The following is a 16,988-nucleotide window of genomic DNA, read 5'->3' on the forward strand; positions in this document are numbered from 1 at the left end:
ACAGAAAAATGAAGGAACTTTGCAGCATAAATTATTATCATGTTCCTTAAAACAACAAACTCTACAGACGATTGTTTTTCCAGAATCCTGCTGTTACTCTTAATTGTGTTAACATTCAACGGTTTACAAGCGCAGGAAGTTCATTCGGTTTCATTGAAAGAAGCTTTGAAACTAGCAAAAGAGAACAACAAAAAAATCCTTCGATCTCAACTAGAGATCACGCTCTCGGAGCAAAACATCAAAGAAAGAAAAGAACTCCGCTTGCCAGACATCGAATTAAACGGTGAGTATTCCAGAATTACGAATATTACCGAATTTAAAGGAAGCGGTTTCTTAAATGGAAAAGAAGTCACCAAGGCAATTCCCGAAATTTATCAGGTGAATTCGACTTTTAAAATGCCAATTTATGCGGGTAATAAAATTAATAATGCCATCAAAATTGCGAATCAGGAAAGCGAAATTGCTAAAATAAAAACAGAAAAGACCGAAAATGATATTGAGCTTGAAGTTGTAGCAAATTATCTGTCGATTTATAAAATGATGGAACTTCAGAAGATTTTTGAAGAAAACATCAAAGAAGAAAAAAGCCGATTGAAAGAAGTACAATCGCTTCAAAAACACGGAACGGTTACAAAAAACGAAGTCATTAGAGCCGAATTACAGCTTTCGGATCGTGAATTAAATGCGCTTACAAATTCCAAAAACATAAAAATTGCGCTTCACGATCTGAAAACTTTAATTCAGATTCCTGAAAATGAAGAAATTGCGATTGATACAACGTCAAGTTTAGACGAAATGAACGGTTTGGATCCGTATGATTTTTACTTGGAAAAAGCGTTTGCTAATGAAGAAATGCGAATTGCGAGCCAAGAATTAAATATCAAAAAAACAGAATTGCAATTGGTTAAAGGAAATTATCTGCCAACGGTAAACTTCTTTGGGAATTATGGTTTTTATTATCCAAACTACAAATTTTTTCCGCCAAATCCGTATTTGTACACTTTAGGTCAAGTGGGAATCGAAGCTAGTTTTGATATTTCGGCTTTATATAAAAACAAAACTAAAGTAGAACAAGCCAACAAAAAAATCGAATGGCAGCAAATGCAGTCTGAAATCATTAAAGATGAAATTCAAGACAAGCTTTATAAAGAACATACGCAGTATCAGGAAATCCTTGAAAAGTTTGTAGTTGTTGATAAAGCCTTGGATTTAGCCAATGAAAATTACCGAATCGTAAAGCTGAAATACTTAAATCAGCTGGTTTTAATTACCGAAATGGTCGATGCGGATAATGCTTTGCTTCAGGCGAAATACAACAAAATTTCTACTCGATTGGATGCGGTTTTAAAACATTATGAACTGCTTCATACTGCGGGGATTATGCCACAGAGTTAGGGGTTTTTAGAAGAAAGAAGCAAGAGACAAGACTTAGAAAATAGAATATAGAGAATAGAAAAAGCTATGGTTAAGATAAAAAATGAAACTAGAAGAAACAGAACGTTTCATATATTAATAACAGTTATTGCGTGCGCACTTGTGATAAGCGGAGTTATTTTAGGAATTTGGTTTTATGTATTCAACAGAAACCACGAAGAAACTAATGACGCGCAAGTCGAGCAATATGTAACGCCAATTATGTCGAGAATTACGGGTTATGTGCAGGAAGTTCGTTTTGATGAAAATCAGTTTGTGCATAAAGGCGATACTTTGGTTGTAATAGACAATCGTGAATACAAATCTAAACTGAATGTGGCGCTTGCCGATGTTCAAAACGCACAGCAAAATAGCGTTGTGGCGCAAAGAAATGCGGTTACAACGGCAAGTGCAACGGCAATTAACGAATCGCAGTTAGAAGGCGCAAAATCGAATCTTTGGAAAACAAAACTAGAATACGAAAGGTATAAAGCTTTGGTAAAAGATGAAGCGGCAACGTCTCAGCAATTGGAAAAAGTAAAAGCAGATTATGAATCGGCTCAGGCGCATTTTGAAGAAATGAAAAACAGAATTCATTCGGCGACTTTAAGCACTTCTGTTGCTGAAGCAAATGTTCCGACAACGCAAACGAATATCGCGTCGAAACAAGCTTTGGCAGATAATGCGGCATTGTTTCTTTCGTACACGATCATTACGGCGCCTTATGACGGCTGGGTTGGAAAACGAACTTTACAGCCTGGACAATTGGTAAAAGAAGGACAATCTCTGCTTTCAATCGTAAGTAAAGAAAAATGGATTACGGCTAATTTTAAAGAAACACAATTGCAATATTTAACCGTTGGTCAGGATGTTGAAATTAAAGCCGATGCCGTGAGCGACAAAACTTTCATAGGTACAATTGCTTCTTTATCGCCTGCGAGCGGAGCAAGATTTTCATTGCTTCCTCCAGATAATGCAACAGGAAACTTCGTGAAAATTGAGCAAAGAATTCCGGTTCGAATTCAGTTAAAAGACAACGACAAACAAACCGATTTTTTAAGAGCGGGAATGAATATCACTGTGATTGCAGCACACTAAAATGGAAGATAAAAGTATTTTTAAATCCTGGGTTCCAAAATGGGCAATCATTATTATTTTGTTTGTCTGCCTTTTGCATTCCATGATTTTATTGGGAGTTTATACTTCAAATGTAACGTATGCAGCAAGTTTTCTGGACATTGAGCCCGAAGATTTGCAGTTTGCAATGTGCGTCACGTACGGAACTTTGCTGGCAACGATTTTGATCGAAAGCCGATTTTCGAGTTTTTTCCCTGCAAAAAATTACCTGATGGCCGTGTATTCCTTAATCGGGATTACGATTGTTTCATCGGCGTATATTACCAATTTTTATCTTTTTTTAATGCTCAGAATTGCCGAAGGAATTTTAATGGCGCTTCCGGTAATTACGATCAGACAATTGTTGATTGAGCAGTTTAATTCTAAAAATGCCATTATAATTGGTTTTTCGTTTTATTACGGTTCGCTGTTATTGTCAACGCCTTTTATTATGAATATTGCGGTTTGGTTTCTGGATCATTACGATTGGAAATACATGCTGTATGTTTCGGGCGGCTTGCAGGTTTTGAATGTCTTTTTAATCTTAGTTACTTTTCGTGGGCACCGAATCACAAAGAAAATTCCGTTGTATCAAATCGACTGGATGAGTTATTTTTTGGTTTTAACTGCCATTCTTTGCGGTGCCTACTTTTTTGTTTATGCCGAGAAAAAATATTGGTTCGATTCTTCTGAAATGGTTTTAATGCTGATGATTGCTTTGATTACAGGCGGTTTGTTCATCTTTAAAGAACTTTTGGTAAAAAGACCCACTTTTGATTTTGAAGTCTTCAAATATGCCAATCTCCGAATCGGATTTTTATTGTTTTTCCTTTTCTATATCAGCAGAGCAACGCTGAGTCTTTGTCATTCGGCGATGTTTTCCATTTGGAATTGGGATCCTTCGCGCGTTGCGGGCGTGCAATACATAAACGGATTGGGAAATGTAATCGGACTAATTTTAGCTGCTTTTTTCCTGATGAAATCCGTTTCTACGAAAATCATTTTTATAATTGGTTTCTCGTTGATTGCTTTATTTCATTTTTGGTTTACATTTCTTTTTGTGCCCGATGTGGCTTTATCAGATATTATTATTCCATACTTTTTACAAGGAATTGGAGTTGGCTTTTTATTCGTTCCTTTAATCTTATTTACGACATCTTCGGTTCCGGCAAAAATGGCTGTTTCTTCGGGAATTGTAGGCGTTTCGGGACGTTTTTGGGGAAGTACAATTGGGTTTTGTGTCATGCAGAATGCGACCGTATTTTTAAACAAAAAACACTTTTTAAAACTAAGCCAATTTGTAACCGGCGAAAATCCCGAAGCGCAGCAAATTATAACCGCAACAGCACAGAGTTTTATGGCAAAAGGATATTCTGCAGATAATGCGAATACTTTGGCGTTGAAAAAAGTCTTCGGAACAGTTGCCAAACAAGCCACTTTATTGGCCGATATGGAGATTTACACGATTGTGGGCTATGGTTTGTTGGTTTTAATTATTTTGATTGCGTGTAATCAACATTTAAGACAGACGATGACTTTGGTTAAAAGTAAAATTTGGATTGGGTAGTTTTTTTGTTTCAAGTTTCAAGTTCAAAGTTTTGTCTCATTTTATGTCATCCTGAGGAACGAAGGATCACACGAGAAATTCCGCAAACTGAATCGCCAATCTTTGTCGAGTTTCTATTGTGATCCTTCGTTCCTCAGGATGACAAAAGTGCGTTTAAAGAATTACTTAAAAAAAACTTTGCGGCTCTGCGACTTTGCGAGATTAAAAAAACGCTGCGAGAAACCTCCACACAACTTTGCGGTAAACCACACTTATCAGTATCTTGCAGCCGTTAAAAAACAAAAATATAAAATGAAACAGCAATGTGTAATTTTTGATATGGATGGCGTGATTTCGCACACCAATCCACATCATGTGAAGGCTTTTGAGGCATTTTTTGATAAATATAATGTTCCTTATACCAATGAAGAATTTGAAGAACATATGTACGGAAAACATAATAGTTACATCATGACGCATTTCTTCAAACGTCCAATTGCGGGAGAAGAACTTTTAAAACTCGAAGACGAAAAAGAAGGAATGTTCCGTGAAATTTATAAAGACAAAGTCGATACGATTCCGCATTATTTGGATTTTTTAAGCGAATTAAAATCTCGCGCATTCAAAACGGCAGTTGCAACATCGGCGCCGCGTGCGAATCTGGATTTGATTATAAACGCCTTAAAAATCACAGACAAAATGGATTCGATGATGTCCAGCGAAGACGTTACGTTTCATAAACCAAATCCTGAAGTTTATCTAAAATCGGCAGAGCGTGTTGGAGTTTCTCCGTCTGATTGTGTGGTTTTCGAAGATTCTTTTTCGGGAATTACTGCGGGACTAAATGCCGGGATGAAAGTCGTTGGTGTTTTGAGTACGCATACAAAAGAACAACTTCCTGTATGTGATTTTTATATTAATGATTATAGTGAAATTAATGTGGATAAGATAATTGAATTATTAAATTTCAATTCTTAGAAATTCCAAAACTATACTAGAGATCTTTGTCAAAGGTTTAAACTTTGACAAAGGTTTTTTAATGGAATTTTATATTAACAAACTAGATGAATTTTTATTATTCTAAAGCCTTACTCGTTTTATAATTTATTATGCGGTCTATTTTTAATGATAGTTTTTTCGCTCCTATTTCGTTTAAATGATCGGCATCATAAAAATCTTTGTCAATGAAGGATTTGTCATTTAATAAATTATAATACATAACATTTCGATTGTCTTTAGCTATTTTATTCATGAAGCTAATAGTATTATTAAGCTGGTTATGTTCCAGATTAGCCGTATAAGTTTTGTAAGCAGGAGAAGTGATAAAAATTACTTTCGTATTAATTTCTCCAGCCAGTTGAATAATAGACTTAATCGTCCTAATATTTTCTTCGTAATAAATATTGTTGTGTATGTTTATAGTGTGTCTTTTTGCTGCGGTTTTACCTGTTTCGGCTAAGTTTAAACTTTTTTCAGATTTGTAGGTTGTTCCCCATCCCAATTTATTGCAGGTAATGTTATCATTTTTATGTTCCTTATAATATAAATTAGCCCGCATTATGTTATCGCTGACTTTTCCATTTAGCAATTCAAAATGATTGGATAATTTAAAAGGACCACTGCTGTTTATATTATAGTATATATTATAATTTTTTATTCTCCACTTTTCAGTTCCTTCTTCAAGTCTGGAATAAAGCGAAAAATAATCAATAGGAATAACGATAAATTTTAATTGCTTAAAACGTGTTTTATATTTCTTTAAAATTTCAAAGTCATAATCAACAGATTGTGAGATGTAAGCACTATTATAACTTTTTAGTTTTAAATATTCAGGATCAATTCCAAAATAGGTATGAGAACTTCCCAGAATTAAAACTTCAATTTTATCGGAATTTTTATCCAGATATTCTTTTTTAATAGAATAATCATTAGGCACACTTCTTACTATGTTTTCTATAAAAATTACAAAAAGCAATACTGGAATTACAAAAAGAATTGATTTTAAAATAAACTTTTTCATGGCTAAAACTGGAAATAAATAAATTGTTGTTCTGAACCTGAAAAATAAAATATTGCCACTACAATAGCATAATAAAAACCCCAGCGAATAATACGAGGAAATGATGTTCCGAATTTAGCTATCGCAAATTCTTGTTCTCTGCCAATCCATTCAATCAGCATAAAAATAAGCAGTAAAAAGAGAAATTTTTTGGGAAGAATTTCTGGTTTTGTAAACAATGTATGAGAGAATATATGAGATATAATATTCCATGCATGTTCAAGATTTTCTGCCCTGAAAAAAATCCATGCGAAAACAGTTAAACCAAAAGTTAAGCACATTGTAAATAATTCTTTTAGGTTTGGAAAATATTTGCCTTGTGCAACTGTATCCAGGTTATTTCGGTTGTTTTTTAAAATAATGGACGGCATAATGTACAACGCATTTAAGAATCCCCAAATAATAAAAGTCCAGTTTGCACCGTGCCAAAATCCGCTGACAATAAAAATAATAAAAGTGTTTCTTATTTGATTATAGATTCCACCTTTGCTTCCGCCTAACGGTATATAAAGATAATCCCTAAACCAAGTAGAAAGAGAAATGTGCCAGCGTCGCCAAAACTCAGCAATATTTCTTGAAAAATAAGGGAAAGCAAAATTTCGCAGTAATTCTATTCCAAAAAGTCTGGCAACTCCTAATGCAATATCCGAGTATCCCGAAAAATCCCCATAAATTTGAAAAGCAAAAAACACAGCACCTACAACCAAAGTACTTCCGGAATAATCATTAGAATGATTAAAAATTTGATTGGCATATTCAGCACACTGATCTGCAATAACTATTTTTTTAAACAATCCCCATAAAATCTGCCTTAATCCATCGACGGCTTTTTCGTAATCAAAAGTTCTTTTTTGCTTAATTTGAGGCAAAAGATGCGTGGCACGTTCAATAGGACCGGCCACTAAAAGCGGAAAAAAACAGACAAAAACAGAATAATCGATGAAGTTTTTTTCTGCCGAAATTCGGTTTTTATAAATGTCAATTACATACGATAAACCATGAAAGGTATAGAAAGAAATCCCAATAGGAAGAATAACTTTTAAAGTCCATGGATTTACCTGTAATCCAAAATTTGAGATGGCTGCGGCAAAAGATTCAGCAAAAAAGTTATAGTATTTAAATACTCCTAAAAAACCTAAATTGATCGAAATACTAAGCCAAAACCAGAATTTTTTTATCTGAATGTTTTTAGCATTATACATTTTCAATCCTGTAAAATAATCTAATAGGGTAGAAAAAATCAAAAGAAATAAAAAACGCCAATCCCAGCAGGCATAAAAAAAGTAACTCGAAACCAGCAGAAGAATATTTTGATACTGAAGGGATTTTTTATTGATAAGCCAATAAAGAATAAATATTACAGGTAAAAATATTGCAAAATTGATTGAATTAAAAAGCATTATTATTGTTTTGGATTGAGGCTGATTTGTTGAACTATTTACTGTTGCAAATCTCTGGCAAATAACGACTTTTCGATTATATCATACAATTTTTTTTAAGATCAAATTTTTTAAAACATTTTCATTCAACGTACAGTTTGTCATTTCGAGGAACGAGAAATCGCATTAGAAACCCGGCAAAGATTGGCGATTCTCTTTGTAGATTCACGAGTGCGATTTCTCGTTCCTCGAAATGACAAACTAGCCGAAATTTAAAATCATTTAATACTTCTCCTCCAAAAAAGCAATCCAGCCTTTTTCAAATTCTTTAGTTGATATATTTAATGTTTTCTCAATATTCCCAAAAGAAGCAATCAGTTTTGGCAGTATATCATTTCCCCATTTTTGGGTAAGATATTCGATTATCGTGTAGCCAATATTGTAAATCTGATTACTGTGATTTAGTTCTTCTAAAGTTAGGTTTTTGCTTTTGGCATATTTTACGCTTAATGAATTTACCTCTCCAGCTTTAAAAATACTGATCGATTCCCAAAGCCAGCGCGGATATTCGGCTGCAAACTTTTTATCAAATTGCTTATCAAACTCAGAGCGGTTTTGTGTTGTAATCGTTTCTTTTGCTTTGTCGATTAATATATTTAACTGAACGCAATGCGTAAATTCATGCAGAGCCGTTTTTAGCGGATCGTCTGGGAAAATCGAATTAAACCAGTTTGTCCAGACAAAATGAAATTCATTTGGACCGCGGCTTGTGCCGTTTGCATTTTCTTTTAAACCAGTAGCGACACTAAATTTGTATTGCGAACCGTAAACAAAAACCTTTATCAGGCCGTGTTTTACATCTTTTAAATTCGTTCTTATTTCAGCATAATTGTTTTCAAGATGTTCGCTTAGTTTTTCAGCTTCACTTTTATAAATTCCGTCGTAGGAAATAATAAAATGTTCCGATTCCAGAGTTTGAGCCTTGTGTTTAACAGTAAAGGTTCGGATTGTTCTTGCAGCGTAAAAAACGGCAATAATCCCTAAAAGAATAACTAATAATTTGTATTTCCTCATGTGTTCTAAATGTTTTTTGAGATTTAAAAACAAGCAAAATATTGAGAATTAGGTTTTTGGTGTTTTAAAAATAAGAATATTTAAATACTAAATACAAAAAGATTTAAAGAAATTTCTGAATTGCTAAGCTTTGGCAGTTTTAATCTAGCAATCCCTATAGCTATCGGGAGCGAAGTTGCAAAGTTTTTTTAGCCACAGATTGTTAAGATTAAAAGGATTTTTGCTGTGTTTTAATCATAAAGAATTGTCATTTCGAGATACGAGAAATAACAAGTGAAACACATTTACTTTATTGAATAAGAAAGCTAAATAAATTGCCTCCTGCTTTAGCTGGAGGTTTTTTATGTTTGAGAGGGAAGGGCTTTAGCCGAAAATTTGATTTTCTATATGAAAAAAATAATTAGAGTTGAAGGCATATTTGCTCATATTAAATAAATGTTCCTGATGATTTTTGTAATATTTTAAATTCTAAAATTATGAGCACAAATAAACTTTCAGAAGAAGTTGAAAACAGAATAAAAGATTTTTTTGTTAATAGAATTGACCCAAAAGATTTGGCAAAAACTATACGAGAAGTAAATTACGCTCTTTCGTTATGTTCAATGCGAGGTTGTGAAACTCTGGAATCTGAATTAAATAACCTCGATGATAATTTTTATTGGTTGAATAAATTGGCAGAAGTTCTTGATCCTTATTTGGATGTTGAGTGAAGGAAGGTTTTAGGTTTAGTTTGTCATTCCGAGGAACGAGGAATCGCACAAGAAATTCCGCAAAGATAAGCGTCAATCTTTGTCGATCAACGCGTGCGATTCCTTGTTCCTCGGAATGACAATATTGAGGTTATTGTGGTTTTCGGCGAAAGCCTGAATAAATTTTATAAGGCACATGAATTTTAGAAGAATTTAAAATAGATTATTGCATCCAACCTTCGATTTTGTAATTTTTAGAAAATAATTTTCGTTCTTTTTTACCATTGTCAGGTTTAAACCAAACTTCAAATCTTGCTGCGTAAGGTTGCCCCCAATCGCCTTCGTAAATTGTAAAATGATTACTTGTGCCGTATTTCTGTATATTATCTGTAGGATTGTAAACGCTAATATGGGTTGTTTCGAATAGTCTATCATCAGAAAGCGCTGTGTTTTGAGTAACCTCAAAAGCTTTTAAATAAATTGTACCGCTTTCTATTTTTCCAATCCAAAAATCATATTCATAAAGTCCGGGTTGAAATGAATTATACAATTGAAATTCTGTTTTTTCAACAATTTTGTTTGTAATGCTATCAGGCTTTTTTTCGTCTTGGTTTACACCAGATTCCATGTCAACAGGATTACTAATTTGTATGTTTTTTGGGATTTTTAAGTTCTTTGCCCAAGTATCGGGCTTCTCTTGTTCAATAATAAATGTAGTAACAATGCAAATTATAATGATAAAAATTGTTCCGCCAAATAAAAATAAGGTTATAATACTTTTGACCCATTTCCTTTTTGATAATTGGCAAAATACGGAAATCAATAGGAATAATAAACTAAATCCGAAAATTGCAAAACAAATGTTTTTAAAAATGTGGCTTTCAATAATATCAGCAACTATTAGAAGTAGAATAGAAATAATCCAAAAAAGTATTGGTTTTCCCCAGCTGTTAAAAAAACTTGAAAGGTATTTTTCCATAATTATTTAGTTCTCCTTTTGTTCGGCTAATCTAAATTAAAAAAGAATGAGAAACTAGATTTTATTATTACCATAAAGTAAATCATTCCTTCGGAATTTTATATAGCGTTCCGGAGGAACAAATTATATTGTAGGGATGGATTTCAATCCATCTTCGCAATCATAATCGACAATCTTTGTAGAGCTACTCGTGGAGATTCCTCGTTCCTCGGAATGACAAATGTTAGGGGTACCTTGTGTTTTTAGTGAAGTCGAATTAATTATTCTAAAGATATTCGTAACTCCATATCATTTTCTTTTACGAACTTTAAGAAGATTATTAAATCTGTTATGCATTTAAAATCCCAAACTAGATCTGTTGAGTTTTCAAATACTTTTTCATTAACTAATACGGTTTTTTCAATTAACCAATCTATTTCATTTTCGGAAATTATATCTGGAACGTCTTCCGAACTCCAGCCAATACTTTTAATCCAGTTTGTAATAAATTCGGGTAAATCGGGAGAAATTGGAATAACATTTAATTCAGATATTAAAGAATAAAAATATCCTTCCCATAAACTAAAAAAATAAATTCCATTTTCTCCTTGTTTTAGTAGATATTCAGTTGAAGTTCCATCTGAATTTTTTTGAATATTTCTTTGAAAGGGAATATTTTTAGAATTAGTATAAAATCTGATTTCTTTTTCGCCTAGAAAATCTGAATAATAATCTAAATTTAGGTCATCGATTTTCATAAGATCATTGTGAGTTTTAGAGTTTATAAACCAAATATAGACCAAAACAAAAAAGCTTCTGAAAATCTTCAGAAGCTTTTTTAGTGCGGATAATAGGACTCGAACCTACACGCCTTGCGGCACCAGATCCTAAGTCTGGCATGTCTACCAATTTCACCATATCCGCGTAATTGTGGGTGCAAAGATAAGCATACTTTCGAATATTCAAAGAAAAATTTCAAAAAAAATATTAATTCTCTTTTTTGTACTTTTGGTTTTCTATAAAAATTATTTAAATGGAAAATATTAAGTCCTACGTTCAACAACATAAAGATCGGTTTATCAATGAATTGATCGAATTATTAAAGATTCCGTCGGTAAGTGCCGACACTGCATATTCACAAGATGTTATTGATACAGCAGAGGCTGTAAAAGAAAGTTTATCAAAAGCAGGCTGCGATTTAGTTGAAGTTTGCGATACTCCGGGTTATCCAATTATTTATGGAGAAAAAATAATAGACCCAAATCTTCCAACAGTTTTAGTTTACGGACACTACGATGTTCAACCGCCAGATCCATTAGAATTATGGACTTCACCACCATTTGAACCTGTTATAAAAACTACAGATATTCACCCAGAAGGCGCAATTTTCGCACGTGGAGCATGTGACGACAAAGGCCAAATGTACATGCACGTAAAAGCGCTTGAATATATGGTACAAACCAATAATTTGCCTTGTAATGTAAAATTCATGATTGAAGGTGAAGAAGAAGTTGGTTCGGCAAGTTTGGCTTGGTTCGTAGAACGCAATCAGGAAAAACTGAAAAACGACGTTATTTTGATTTCAGATACTGGAATGATTTCTAACCAACAGCCATCGATCACGACAGGTTTAAGAGGTTTGAGTTATGTTGAGGTTGAGGTTACAGGACCAAACCGCGATTTACATTCTGGTTTATACGGTGGAGCTGTGGCGAACCCAATTAATATTTTGGCAAAAATGATCGCTTCTCTTCATGACGAAGACAATCATATTACGATTCCGGGATTCTATGATAAAGTTCAGGAATTATCTGCAGAAGAAAGAGCTGAAATGGCAAAAGCGCCTTTTAGTTTAGAAAAATATAAAAATGCTTTAAACATTGCTGATGTTTATGGCGAAAAAGGTTATGTAACCAACGAACGCAACTCAATCCGTCCGACTTTAGACGTAAACGGAATCTGGGGCGGTTATACTGGCGAAGGTGCAAAAACGGTTATTGCGAGTAAAGCTTTTGCTAAAATCTCAATGCGTTTGGTGCCAAATCAGGATTGGGTTGAGATTACAGAACTCTTCACAAAACATTTCACAAGTATTGCTCCGGCTGGAGTTACAGTAAAAGTGACGCCTCATCACGGTGGTCAAGGTTATGTTACGCCAATTGACAGCATTGGATATCAGGCAGCAAATAAAGCGTATACAGAAACGTTTGGAGTTCCTGCAATTCCGGTTCGTTCTGGTGGAAGTATTCCAATTGTAGCTTTGTTTGAGAAAGAATTAAAAAGCAAAACGATTTTGATGGGATTTGGTTTAGATAGTGATGCAATTCACTCGCCAAATGAACATTTCGGAATCTTTAATTACTTGAAAGGAATTGAGACTATTCCGTTGTTTTATAAGTATTTTGTGGAATTGAGTAAATAAGGTGTTTTTGCCACGAAGGCGCTAAGACACTAAGTTTTTTAAGATATAGAATCCGTTCAGAAATGAGCGGATTTTTTTTGTCTTTTGTTAACCTACAAAGGCGAATAAAGTGCTAATTTTCAAAAACTTAAAAATTTATTTGCAAATTTAAAAATTAACTCTACATTTGTAGAGTTAAATCTATAGTTGTAGAGTTAAAAATAAATATGAAAAATCTTCTCTTCTTATTGTTTTGCGGACTAATGCTTTTGAGTTGTAAAAGCAAACCAATTAATCAGAAAATTGACAAGAAAAAAGAAGGTGTTTGGATAGATAATTATTCGCAAGACGGAACGAATTATAAATCGTATGAATACTATAAAAGTGATCAGCCAGTAAAAAAGTGGAAAACTTATATTAATGGAAAAATTTACAAAACAGAGAAGTATAAAAATGGAATTTGCATTGTAAAAACTTACTACGAAAACGGAAAACTAGAATCGAAAGGGAAAACTAAACTAGAAACTAATTTAACTGAAACACATTGGTTTTATTTCGGAAAATGGAAATTCTATTCGGATAAAGGAAAGTTAAAAGGAATCAGAAACTATGAGAAAGGCGAATTGATTTCAGAAAAAAATATAGAAAAAACTAACAACTTAGAACCTTAAAAAAAATGCAGCTATCAAACTCAGAAGAACAATTAATGGAACATCTTTGGAAGCTTGAAAAGGCTTTTATGAAAGATTTACTCGAAGCGTATCCAAAGCCAAAACCGGCAACAACAACCGTAGCAACGCTTTTGAAACGAATGATCGATAAGAAATTTGTTGCTTACAACGAATTTGGAAATTCGAGAGAATATTATCCGCTCGTAAAGAAAACCGATTATTTTTCAAAACACGTAAACGGCTTAATAAGCAATTTTTTTAATAATTCGGCTTCACAATTTGCTTCTTTTTTTACGACTGAAACCAATTTATCTGCTTCGGAATTAGAAGATCTTAGGAAAATAATAGATTCAGAAATTCAAAAAAAGAAAAAATGACAGACTTTCTAATAAAATCGACAGTTAGCTTAAGCGTTCTTTTGGTTGTATACCATTTGTTCTTGCAAAAAGAAAAAATGTTTCGCTTCAACAGGTACTTTTTATTAGTCAGTTTATTGTTTTCAATAGCGATTCCTTTTATGTCTTTTGAAATTCAACAAGACGTTCCTATTGTGTACAATAATGTAATTCCGCTTCAGACTAATACAGGCAATTTTCCGCTTCAAGAAGAATTGATACATATAAACACAGATGAACAAACCAATTACTGGCTTTTACTATTATGGATTACTTATGCCATAATTACCTTAATACTAAGTTATCGGTTTATCCAAAATATTTATAGAATAACATCTAAGGCGAAAGTATCTAAAATCATTGTGTATCAAAACATAAGAATGGTTTTGCTTTCAGAAGAAACATTGCCTTATTCTTTTTGGAATTCCATTTACATGAATCAAAATGATTTTGAAAATGGACTAATAGAACAAGAATTGTTTACGCATGAAATTGCCCATGTAAAGCAAAAACATACTCTTGATGTAATTTTTATAGAAGTTTTAAAAACGTTATTTTGGTTCAATCCGATCTTTATTTTTTATAAAAAAGCCATTCAGCTTAATCATGAGTTCTTGGCAGATGAAAATGTAATAGCAGCGCATAATGATGTTTATTTATATCAGAACCTTTTGCTCAACAAATTCAACATTTCCAAACCCATTTATTTGACTAGTAATTTAAATTTTTTATCAACAAAAAAACGACTTATTATGATGACAAAAATCACTTCAAAAACAAAAGCTCTAATGATGCAGTCTTTAGCTGTTTTTGGCCTTTTAACAATCTTTTTGATATTAGCTTTTAAACCATTGCCATTGAGCAGTAAAAAAACTATAGTAATTGATGCCGGACATGGAGGAGAAGATATTGGAGCGCAAATTGGTGCTGATCAAGAAAAGAAAATTGTAGAAAATATTGCGAATAAAATAAAGTCATTGAATGGCAAAGATGAAATTGAAATTATTTTGCTTAGAAAAGATGACAGCTTTATTCAATTAAGCGAAAGAGTATCGAAAATAAACAAAATAAACCCAAGTTTGGTCATTTCCTTACATGTAAATAGTTCAGAAAATTTGAATGAAAATGGAGTAAATGCATATGTTTCAAAACAAAATGGTTTTTATGAAGAATCAAAGGAAAGGGCTGAAAATTTAGTTGATAAAATCTCAAATGGAAAACTTGCCAAAGGCGAGGTTAAAGATGCAAACTACTTTGTTCTTAAAAACTCAAAATGCCCTGCATTATTGGTAGAAATTGGCTATTTGACAAATGAAAATGATAGAACTTACCTGATTAGCGAAAATGGACAAAATGAAATTGCTAATAAAATCATTGAGTTCATAAAAATATAAACGTGTGTTAAGACACTTCTGTGAATATTGAATTAGTTAATTAATATTTTAATCGCAGCATTAGCATATAAAATATTTAAAGATCAGTTAATGAATGGGTTTTAAACTTAAAAAAAGAAAAAATGACAGACTTTCTTATAAAATCAACCGTGGCTTTAGGTGTGTTTCTTGTCTTTTATCATTTGGTATTAGAAAGAGAGAAGATGCATCAGTTTAATAGATTTTATTTGCTTTTTTCAATCTTAATTTCATTAATTATTCCTTTTGTTTCATTTGAGATTATCAAAGAAATTCCGGTAAGTTCTGCAAGTCATATTGTTGTTAATCAGCCACTAATTCAGATGCAAAATATTGAAGAATCCAATTATAAATTGATTTTTCTGTGGAGTTTCTACGCATTAGTGACTTTGATATTGATACTAAGATTTGGAAGAAATATTAAAAATTTTAGATCTAAAATAAACAGTAATCCCTCAGTAGATTTTAAAAATTCAAAATTGGTTTTGGTAGAAGAAAAAATTCTGCCGTATACATTCCTGAATTATATTTTTATTAATGCGGATGATTTTAAAACTCAAAATATCGAAGCCGAATTATACTCGCATGAATTAGTTCATGTTACTCAAAAACACACATTAGATATTTTGTTTGTGGAGTTTTTGAAGACTATTTTTTGGTTCAATCCTATATTTTTATTTTATAAAAAAGCAATACAACTCAATCACGAATTTCTTGCCGATCAGGAAATTGTGAAAACTTATAAGGATGTTCCATTTTATCAGAATCTGCTTTTAAATAAAGCAAGTAGAAGTCAAACGATTTACCTGGCCAGTAATTTGAATTATTTAGTAACAAAAAAACGATTAATTATGATGAAAAAAAGAACATCAAAAAAAACAGCGTTTCTAAAAAAAATTGCTGCCTTGCCTGTTGTCATTGGCTTAATTTTTCTGTTATGTGTGGAAACGATTGCTCAGGAAACAAAAACAGATATAAAAAATCAAAGAACACAGAATGCTTCGTCTTTCGATAAATACTACGCAAATACTGCTTTTGTCTTCAAAAGTAAAAACAGTAAAGTTTTTGCCCAAAAGAAGTACTCCGAATTAACAGAACAAGAGAAAAAGCTGATCCCGCCTCCGCCATCTCTTGCTAAAAAATCTCCTGATTTAAAGGAATATGAAGGTTTCAAAAACAGTGAAAATTATGCTGTTTGGATTGATGGAAAACATGTTCCTAATTCAGATTTAAATGAATATAAGGCAAGCAATTTTGTTTCTTACTTTAATAGTTTTGTGCATAAAAATGCCAGAAGTAAGAAGTTTCCACAAAGATTTCAAGTGACATTGTATACCGCCGAAGGTTATAATAAAGCGTATGGTGATAATCAAGTACTAGATGCTGGAACCATAACAATTATGGCCAGTGAAGACACACGTAAAAATGAAATTCAAAAAAAGCAGGAAAAAGAAATTAGAGAAACGGTTAACGATGTCAATAGACAACCTGAATATCCAGGTGGTATATTGGAGTTCTATAAATTTGTAGGGAAGAATTTCAAAACATCTGCGGAAGCGACAGCAAACAAAATTCAAGGAAAAGTTTACATAGAATTTATGGTGGAAAAAGACGGCTCGCTTTCAGAATTTAAAATAGTGAAAGATTTAGGTTATGGAATAGGCGATGAGGTAATTCGTGTTTTAAAACTTTCACCAACATGGACGCCCGGTACTAAAAATGGGGAGCCAGTTCGTGTACTTTATAGTTTGCCTGTAACTATTGAAAATAATGAAGAGCCAAAAAAATATAAGGTAATAAATGCATCCTATCCGAGAATGGATTTTGCACCAACTATTTTTGGAAATTAAAAAGTATATAAAATCTTTTTTTACA

At 32.7% G+C, this 16,988-nt stretch carries 15 protein-coding genes and 1 tRNA gene; 10 read left to right on the forward strand and 6 right to left on the reverse strand.

Going from position 1 to position 16,988, the window contains the following annotated elements; translation table 11 throughout:
• The first annotated feature begins 39 nt into the window (after positions 1-39).
• From J2Y38_RS05690 to J2Y38_RS05705, 4 genes are all read left to right on the forward strand, one after another.
• Positions 40-1,395 carry a TolC family protein gene (locus tag J2Y38_RS05690; protein WP_309840471.1) on the forward strand — a complete coding sequence of 452 codons (1,356 nt, stop codon included), beginning with the start codon at positions 40-42 and terminating at the stop codon, positions 1,393-1,395.
• A gap of 66 nt (positions 1,396-1,461) precedes the next feature.
• Positions 1,462-2,511: an HlyD family secretion protein gene (locus J2Y38_RS05695; RefSeq protein ID WP_309840472.1), complete on the forward strand. Its 1,050-nt coding sequence runs from the start codon at positions 1,462-1,464 to the stop codon at positions 2,509-2,511.
• Between the two features lies 1 nt (position 2,512).
• Entirely contained in the window at positions 2,513-4,096 is a 1,584-nt protein-coding gene (locus tag J2Y38_RS05700) for an MFS transporter (RefSeq protein ID WP_309840474.1), read from the forward strand.
• Positions 4,097-4,387: 291 nt separating this feature from the next.
• Entirely contained in the window at positions 4,388-5,053 is a 666-nt protein-coding gene (locus J2Y38_RS05705; protein WP_309840475.1) for an HAD family phosphatase, read from the forward strand.
• A 97-nt stretch (positions 5,054-5,150) separates the two neighbouring features.
• Here J2Y38_RS05705 and J2Y38_RS05710 read toward each other — a convergent pair whose 3' ends face one another.
• The 3 genes from J2Y38_RS05710 to J2Y38_RS05720 all read right to left on the reverse strand — a co-directional run bounded on the left by J2Y38_RS05710 (position 5,151) and on the right by J2Y38_RS05720 (position 8,587).
• Positions 5,151-6,095: a hypothetical protein gene (locus J2Y38_RS05710; RefSeq protein ID WP_309840476.1), complete on the reverse strand. Its 945-nt coding sequence runs from the start codon at positions 6,093-6,095 to the stop codon at positions 5,151-5,153.
• Positions 6,096-6,097: 2 nt separating this feature from the next.
• On the reverse strand, positions 6,098-7,534 hold the full coding sequence (locus tag J2Y38_RS05715; RefSeq protein WP_309840477.1) for an MBOAT family O-acyltransferase: 1,437 nt from the start codon (positions 7,532-7,534) through the stop codon (positions 6,098-6,100).
• Positions 7,535-7,795: 261 nt separating this feature from the next.
• Complete coding sequence (locus J2Y38_RS05720) at positions 7,796-8,587, reverse strand: DUF6055 domain-containing protein (protein ID WP_309840478.1); 792 nt, start codon at positions 8,585-8,587, stop codon at positions 7,796-7,798.
• 476 nt (positions 8,588-9,063) lie between these two features.
• On the opposite strand from J2Y38_RS05720, the gene J2Y38_RS05725 reads away from it, so the two are divergent.
• Positions 9,064-9,297 (forward strand): hypothetical protein, encoded by a 234-nt coding sequence (locus J2Y38_RS05725; RefSeq protein ID WP_180857238.1) that lies wholly within the window; start codon positions 9,064-9,066, stop codon positions 9,295-9,297.
• Positions 9,298-9,499: 202 nt separating this feature from the next.
• On the opposite strand, the gene J2Y38_RS05730 is transcribed toward J2Y38_RS05725, so the two are convergent.
• The 3 genes from J2Y38_RS05730 to J2Y38_RS05740 form a co-directional block, all read right to left on the reverse strand.
• The gene (locus J2Y38_RS05730; RefSeq protein ID WP_309840479.1) at positions 9,500-10,255 is read right to left on the reverse strand and encodes a hypothetical protein; all 756 of its coding nucleotides are present in this window, start codon (positions 10,253-10,255) and stop codon (positions 9,500-9,502) included.
• Between the two features lie 260 nt (positions 10,256-10,515).
• Complete coding sequence (locus J2Y38_RS05735; protein WP_309840480.1) at positions 10,516-10,992, reverse strand: hypothetical protein; 477 nt, start codon at positions 10,990-10,992, stop codon at positions 10,516-10,518.
• Positions 10,993-11,076: 84 nt separating this feature from the next.
• Positions 11,077-11,158 (reverse strand) — tRNA-Leu (locus tag J2Y38_RS05740).
• 109 nt (positions 11,159-11,267) lie between these two features.
• On the opposite strand from J2Y38_RS05740, the gene J2Y38_RS05745 reads away from it, so the two are divergent.
• The 5 genes from J2Y38_RS05745 (at position 11,268) to J2Y38_RS05765 (ending at position 16,963) form a co-directional block, all read left to right on the forward strand.
• A complete protein-coding gene (locus J2Y38_RS05745; RefSeq protein ID WP_180857241.1) occupies positions 11,268-12,656 on the forward strand; it encodes a dipeptidase in 1,389 nt (462 codons plus the stop codon).
• Positions 12,657-12,862: 206 nt separating this feature from the next.
• Complete coding sequence (locus J2Y38_RS05750; protein WP_309840481.1) at positions 12,863-13,306, forward strand: hypothetical protein; 444 nt, start codon at positions 12,863-12,865, stop codon at positions 13,304-13,306.
• A 5-nt stretch (positions 13,307-13,311) separates the two neighbouring features.
• Positions 13,312-13,683 (forward strand): BlaI/MecI/CopY family transcriptional regulator, encoded by a 372-nt coding sequence (locus J2Y38_RS05755; protein ID WP_053469954.1) that lies wholly within the window; start codon positions 13,312-13,314, stop codon positions 13,681-13,683.
• Positions 13,680-15,095, forward strand: a complete 1,416-nt coding sequence (locus J2Y38_RS05760; RefSeq protein ID WP_309840482.1) for an N-acetylmuramoyl-L-alanine amidase — start codon at positions 13,680-13,682, stop codon at positions 15,093-15,095. Before J2Y38_RS05755 ends, J2Y38_RS05760 begins: the two co-directional genes overlap by 4 nt.
• A gap of 122 nt (positions 15,096-15,217) precedes the next feature.
• A complete protein-coding gene (locus J2Y38_RS05765; protein ID WP_309840484.1) occupies positions 15,218-16,963 on the forward strand; it encodes a M56 family metallopeptidase in 1,746 nt (581 codons plus the stop codon).
• Positions 16,964-16,988 lie beyond the last annotated feature (25 nt).

Origin of the sequence: Flavobacterium sp. 2755, assembly GCF_031455715.1 — a bacterium.
Classification (GTDB): Bacteria; Bacteroidota; Bacteroidia; order Flavobacteriales; family Flavobacteriaceae; genus Flavobacterium.

Excerpts from the sequence above, each read along its gene's own strand:
- J2Y38_RS05725 (WP_180857238.1), top strand. The coding sequence starts at position 9,064 with ATGAGCACAAATAAACTTTCAGAAGAAGTTGAAAACAGAATAAAAGAT.
- J2Y38_RS05700 (WP_309840474.1), top strand. The coding sequence starts at position 2,513 with ATGGAAGATAAAAGTATTTTTAAATCCTGGGTTCCAAAATGGGCAATC.
- J2Y38_RS05765 (WP_309840484.1), top strand. The coding sequence starts at position 15,218 with ATGACAGACTTTCTTATAAAATCAACCGTGGCTTTAGGTGTGTTTCTT.
- J2Y38_RS05755 (WP_053469954.1), top strand. The coding sequence starts at position 13,312 with ATGCAGCTATCAAACTCAGAAGAACAATTAATGGAACATCTTTGGAAG.
- J2Y38_RS05720 (WP_309840478.1), bottom strand. The coding sequence starts at position 8,587 with ATGAGGAAATACAAATTATTAGTTATTCTTTTAGGGATTATTGCCGTT.
- J2Y38_RS05730 (WP_309840479.1), bottom strand. The coding sequence starts at position 10,255 with ATGGAAAAATACCTTTCAAGTTTTTTTAACAGCTGGGGAAAACCAATA.
- J2Y38_RS05695 (WP_309840472.1), top strand. The coding sequence starts at position 1,462 with ATGGTTAAGATAAAAAATGAAACTAGAAGAAACAGAACGTTTCATATA.
- J2Y38_RS05710 (WP_309840476.1), bottom strand. The coding sequence starts at position 6,095 with ATGAAAAAGTTTATTTTAAAATCAATTCTTTTTGTAATTCCAGTATTG.
- J2Y38_RS05760 (WP_309840482.1), top strand. The coding sequence starts at position 13,680 with ATGACAGACTTTCTAATAAAATCGACAGTTAGCTTAAGCGTTCTTTTG.
- J2Y38_RS05690 (WP_309840471.1), top strand. The coding sequence starts at position 40 with ATGTTCCTTAAAACAACAAACTCTACAGACGATTGTTTTTCCAGAATC.
- J2Y38_RS05705 (WP_309840475.1), top strand. The coding sequence starts at position 4,388 with ATGAAACAGCAATGTGTAATTTTTGATATGGATGGCGTGATTTCGCAC.
- J2Y38_RS05745 (WP_180857241.1), top strand. The coding sequence starts at position 11,268 with ATGGAAAATATTAAGTCCTACGTTCAACAACATAAAGATCGGTTTATC.
- J2Y38_RS05735 (WP_309840480.1), bottom strand. The coding sequence starts at position 10,992 with ATGAAAATCGATGACCTAAATTTAGATTATTATTCAGATTTTCTAGGC.
- J2Y38_RS05750 (WP_309840481.1), top strand. The coding sequence starts at position 12,863 with ATGAAAAATCTTCTCTTCTTATTGTTTTGCGGACTAATGCTTTTGAGT.
- J2Y38_RS05715 (WP_309840477.1), bottom strand. The coding sequence starts at position 7,534 with ATGCTTTTTAATTCAATCAATTTTGCAATATTTTTACCTGTAATATTT.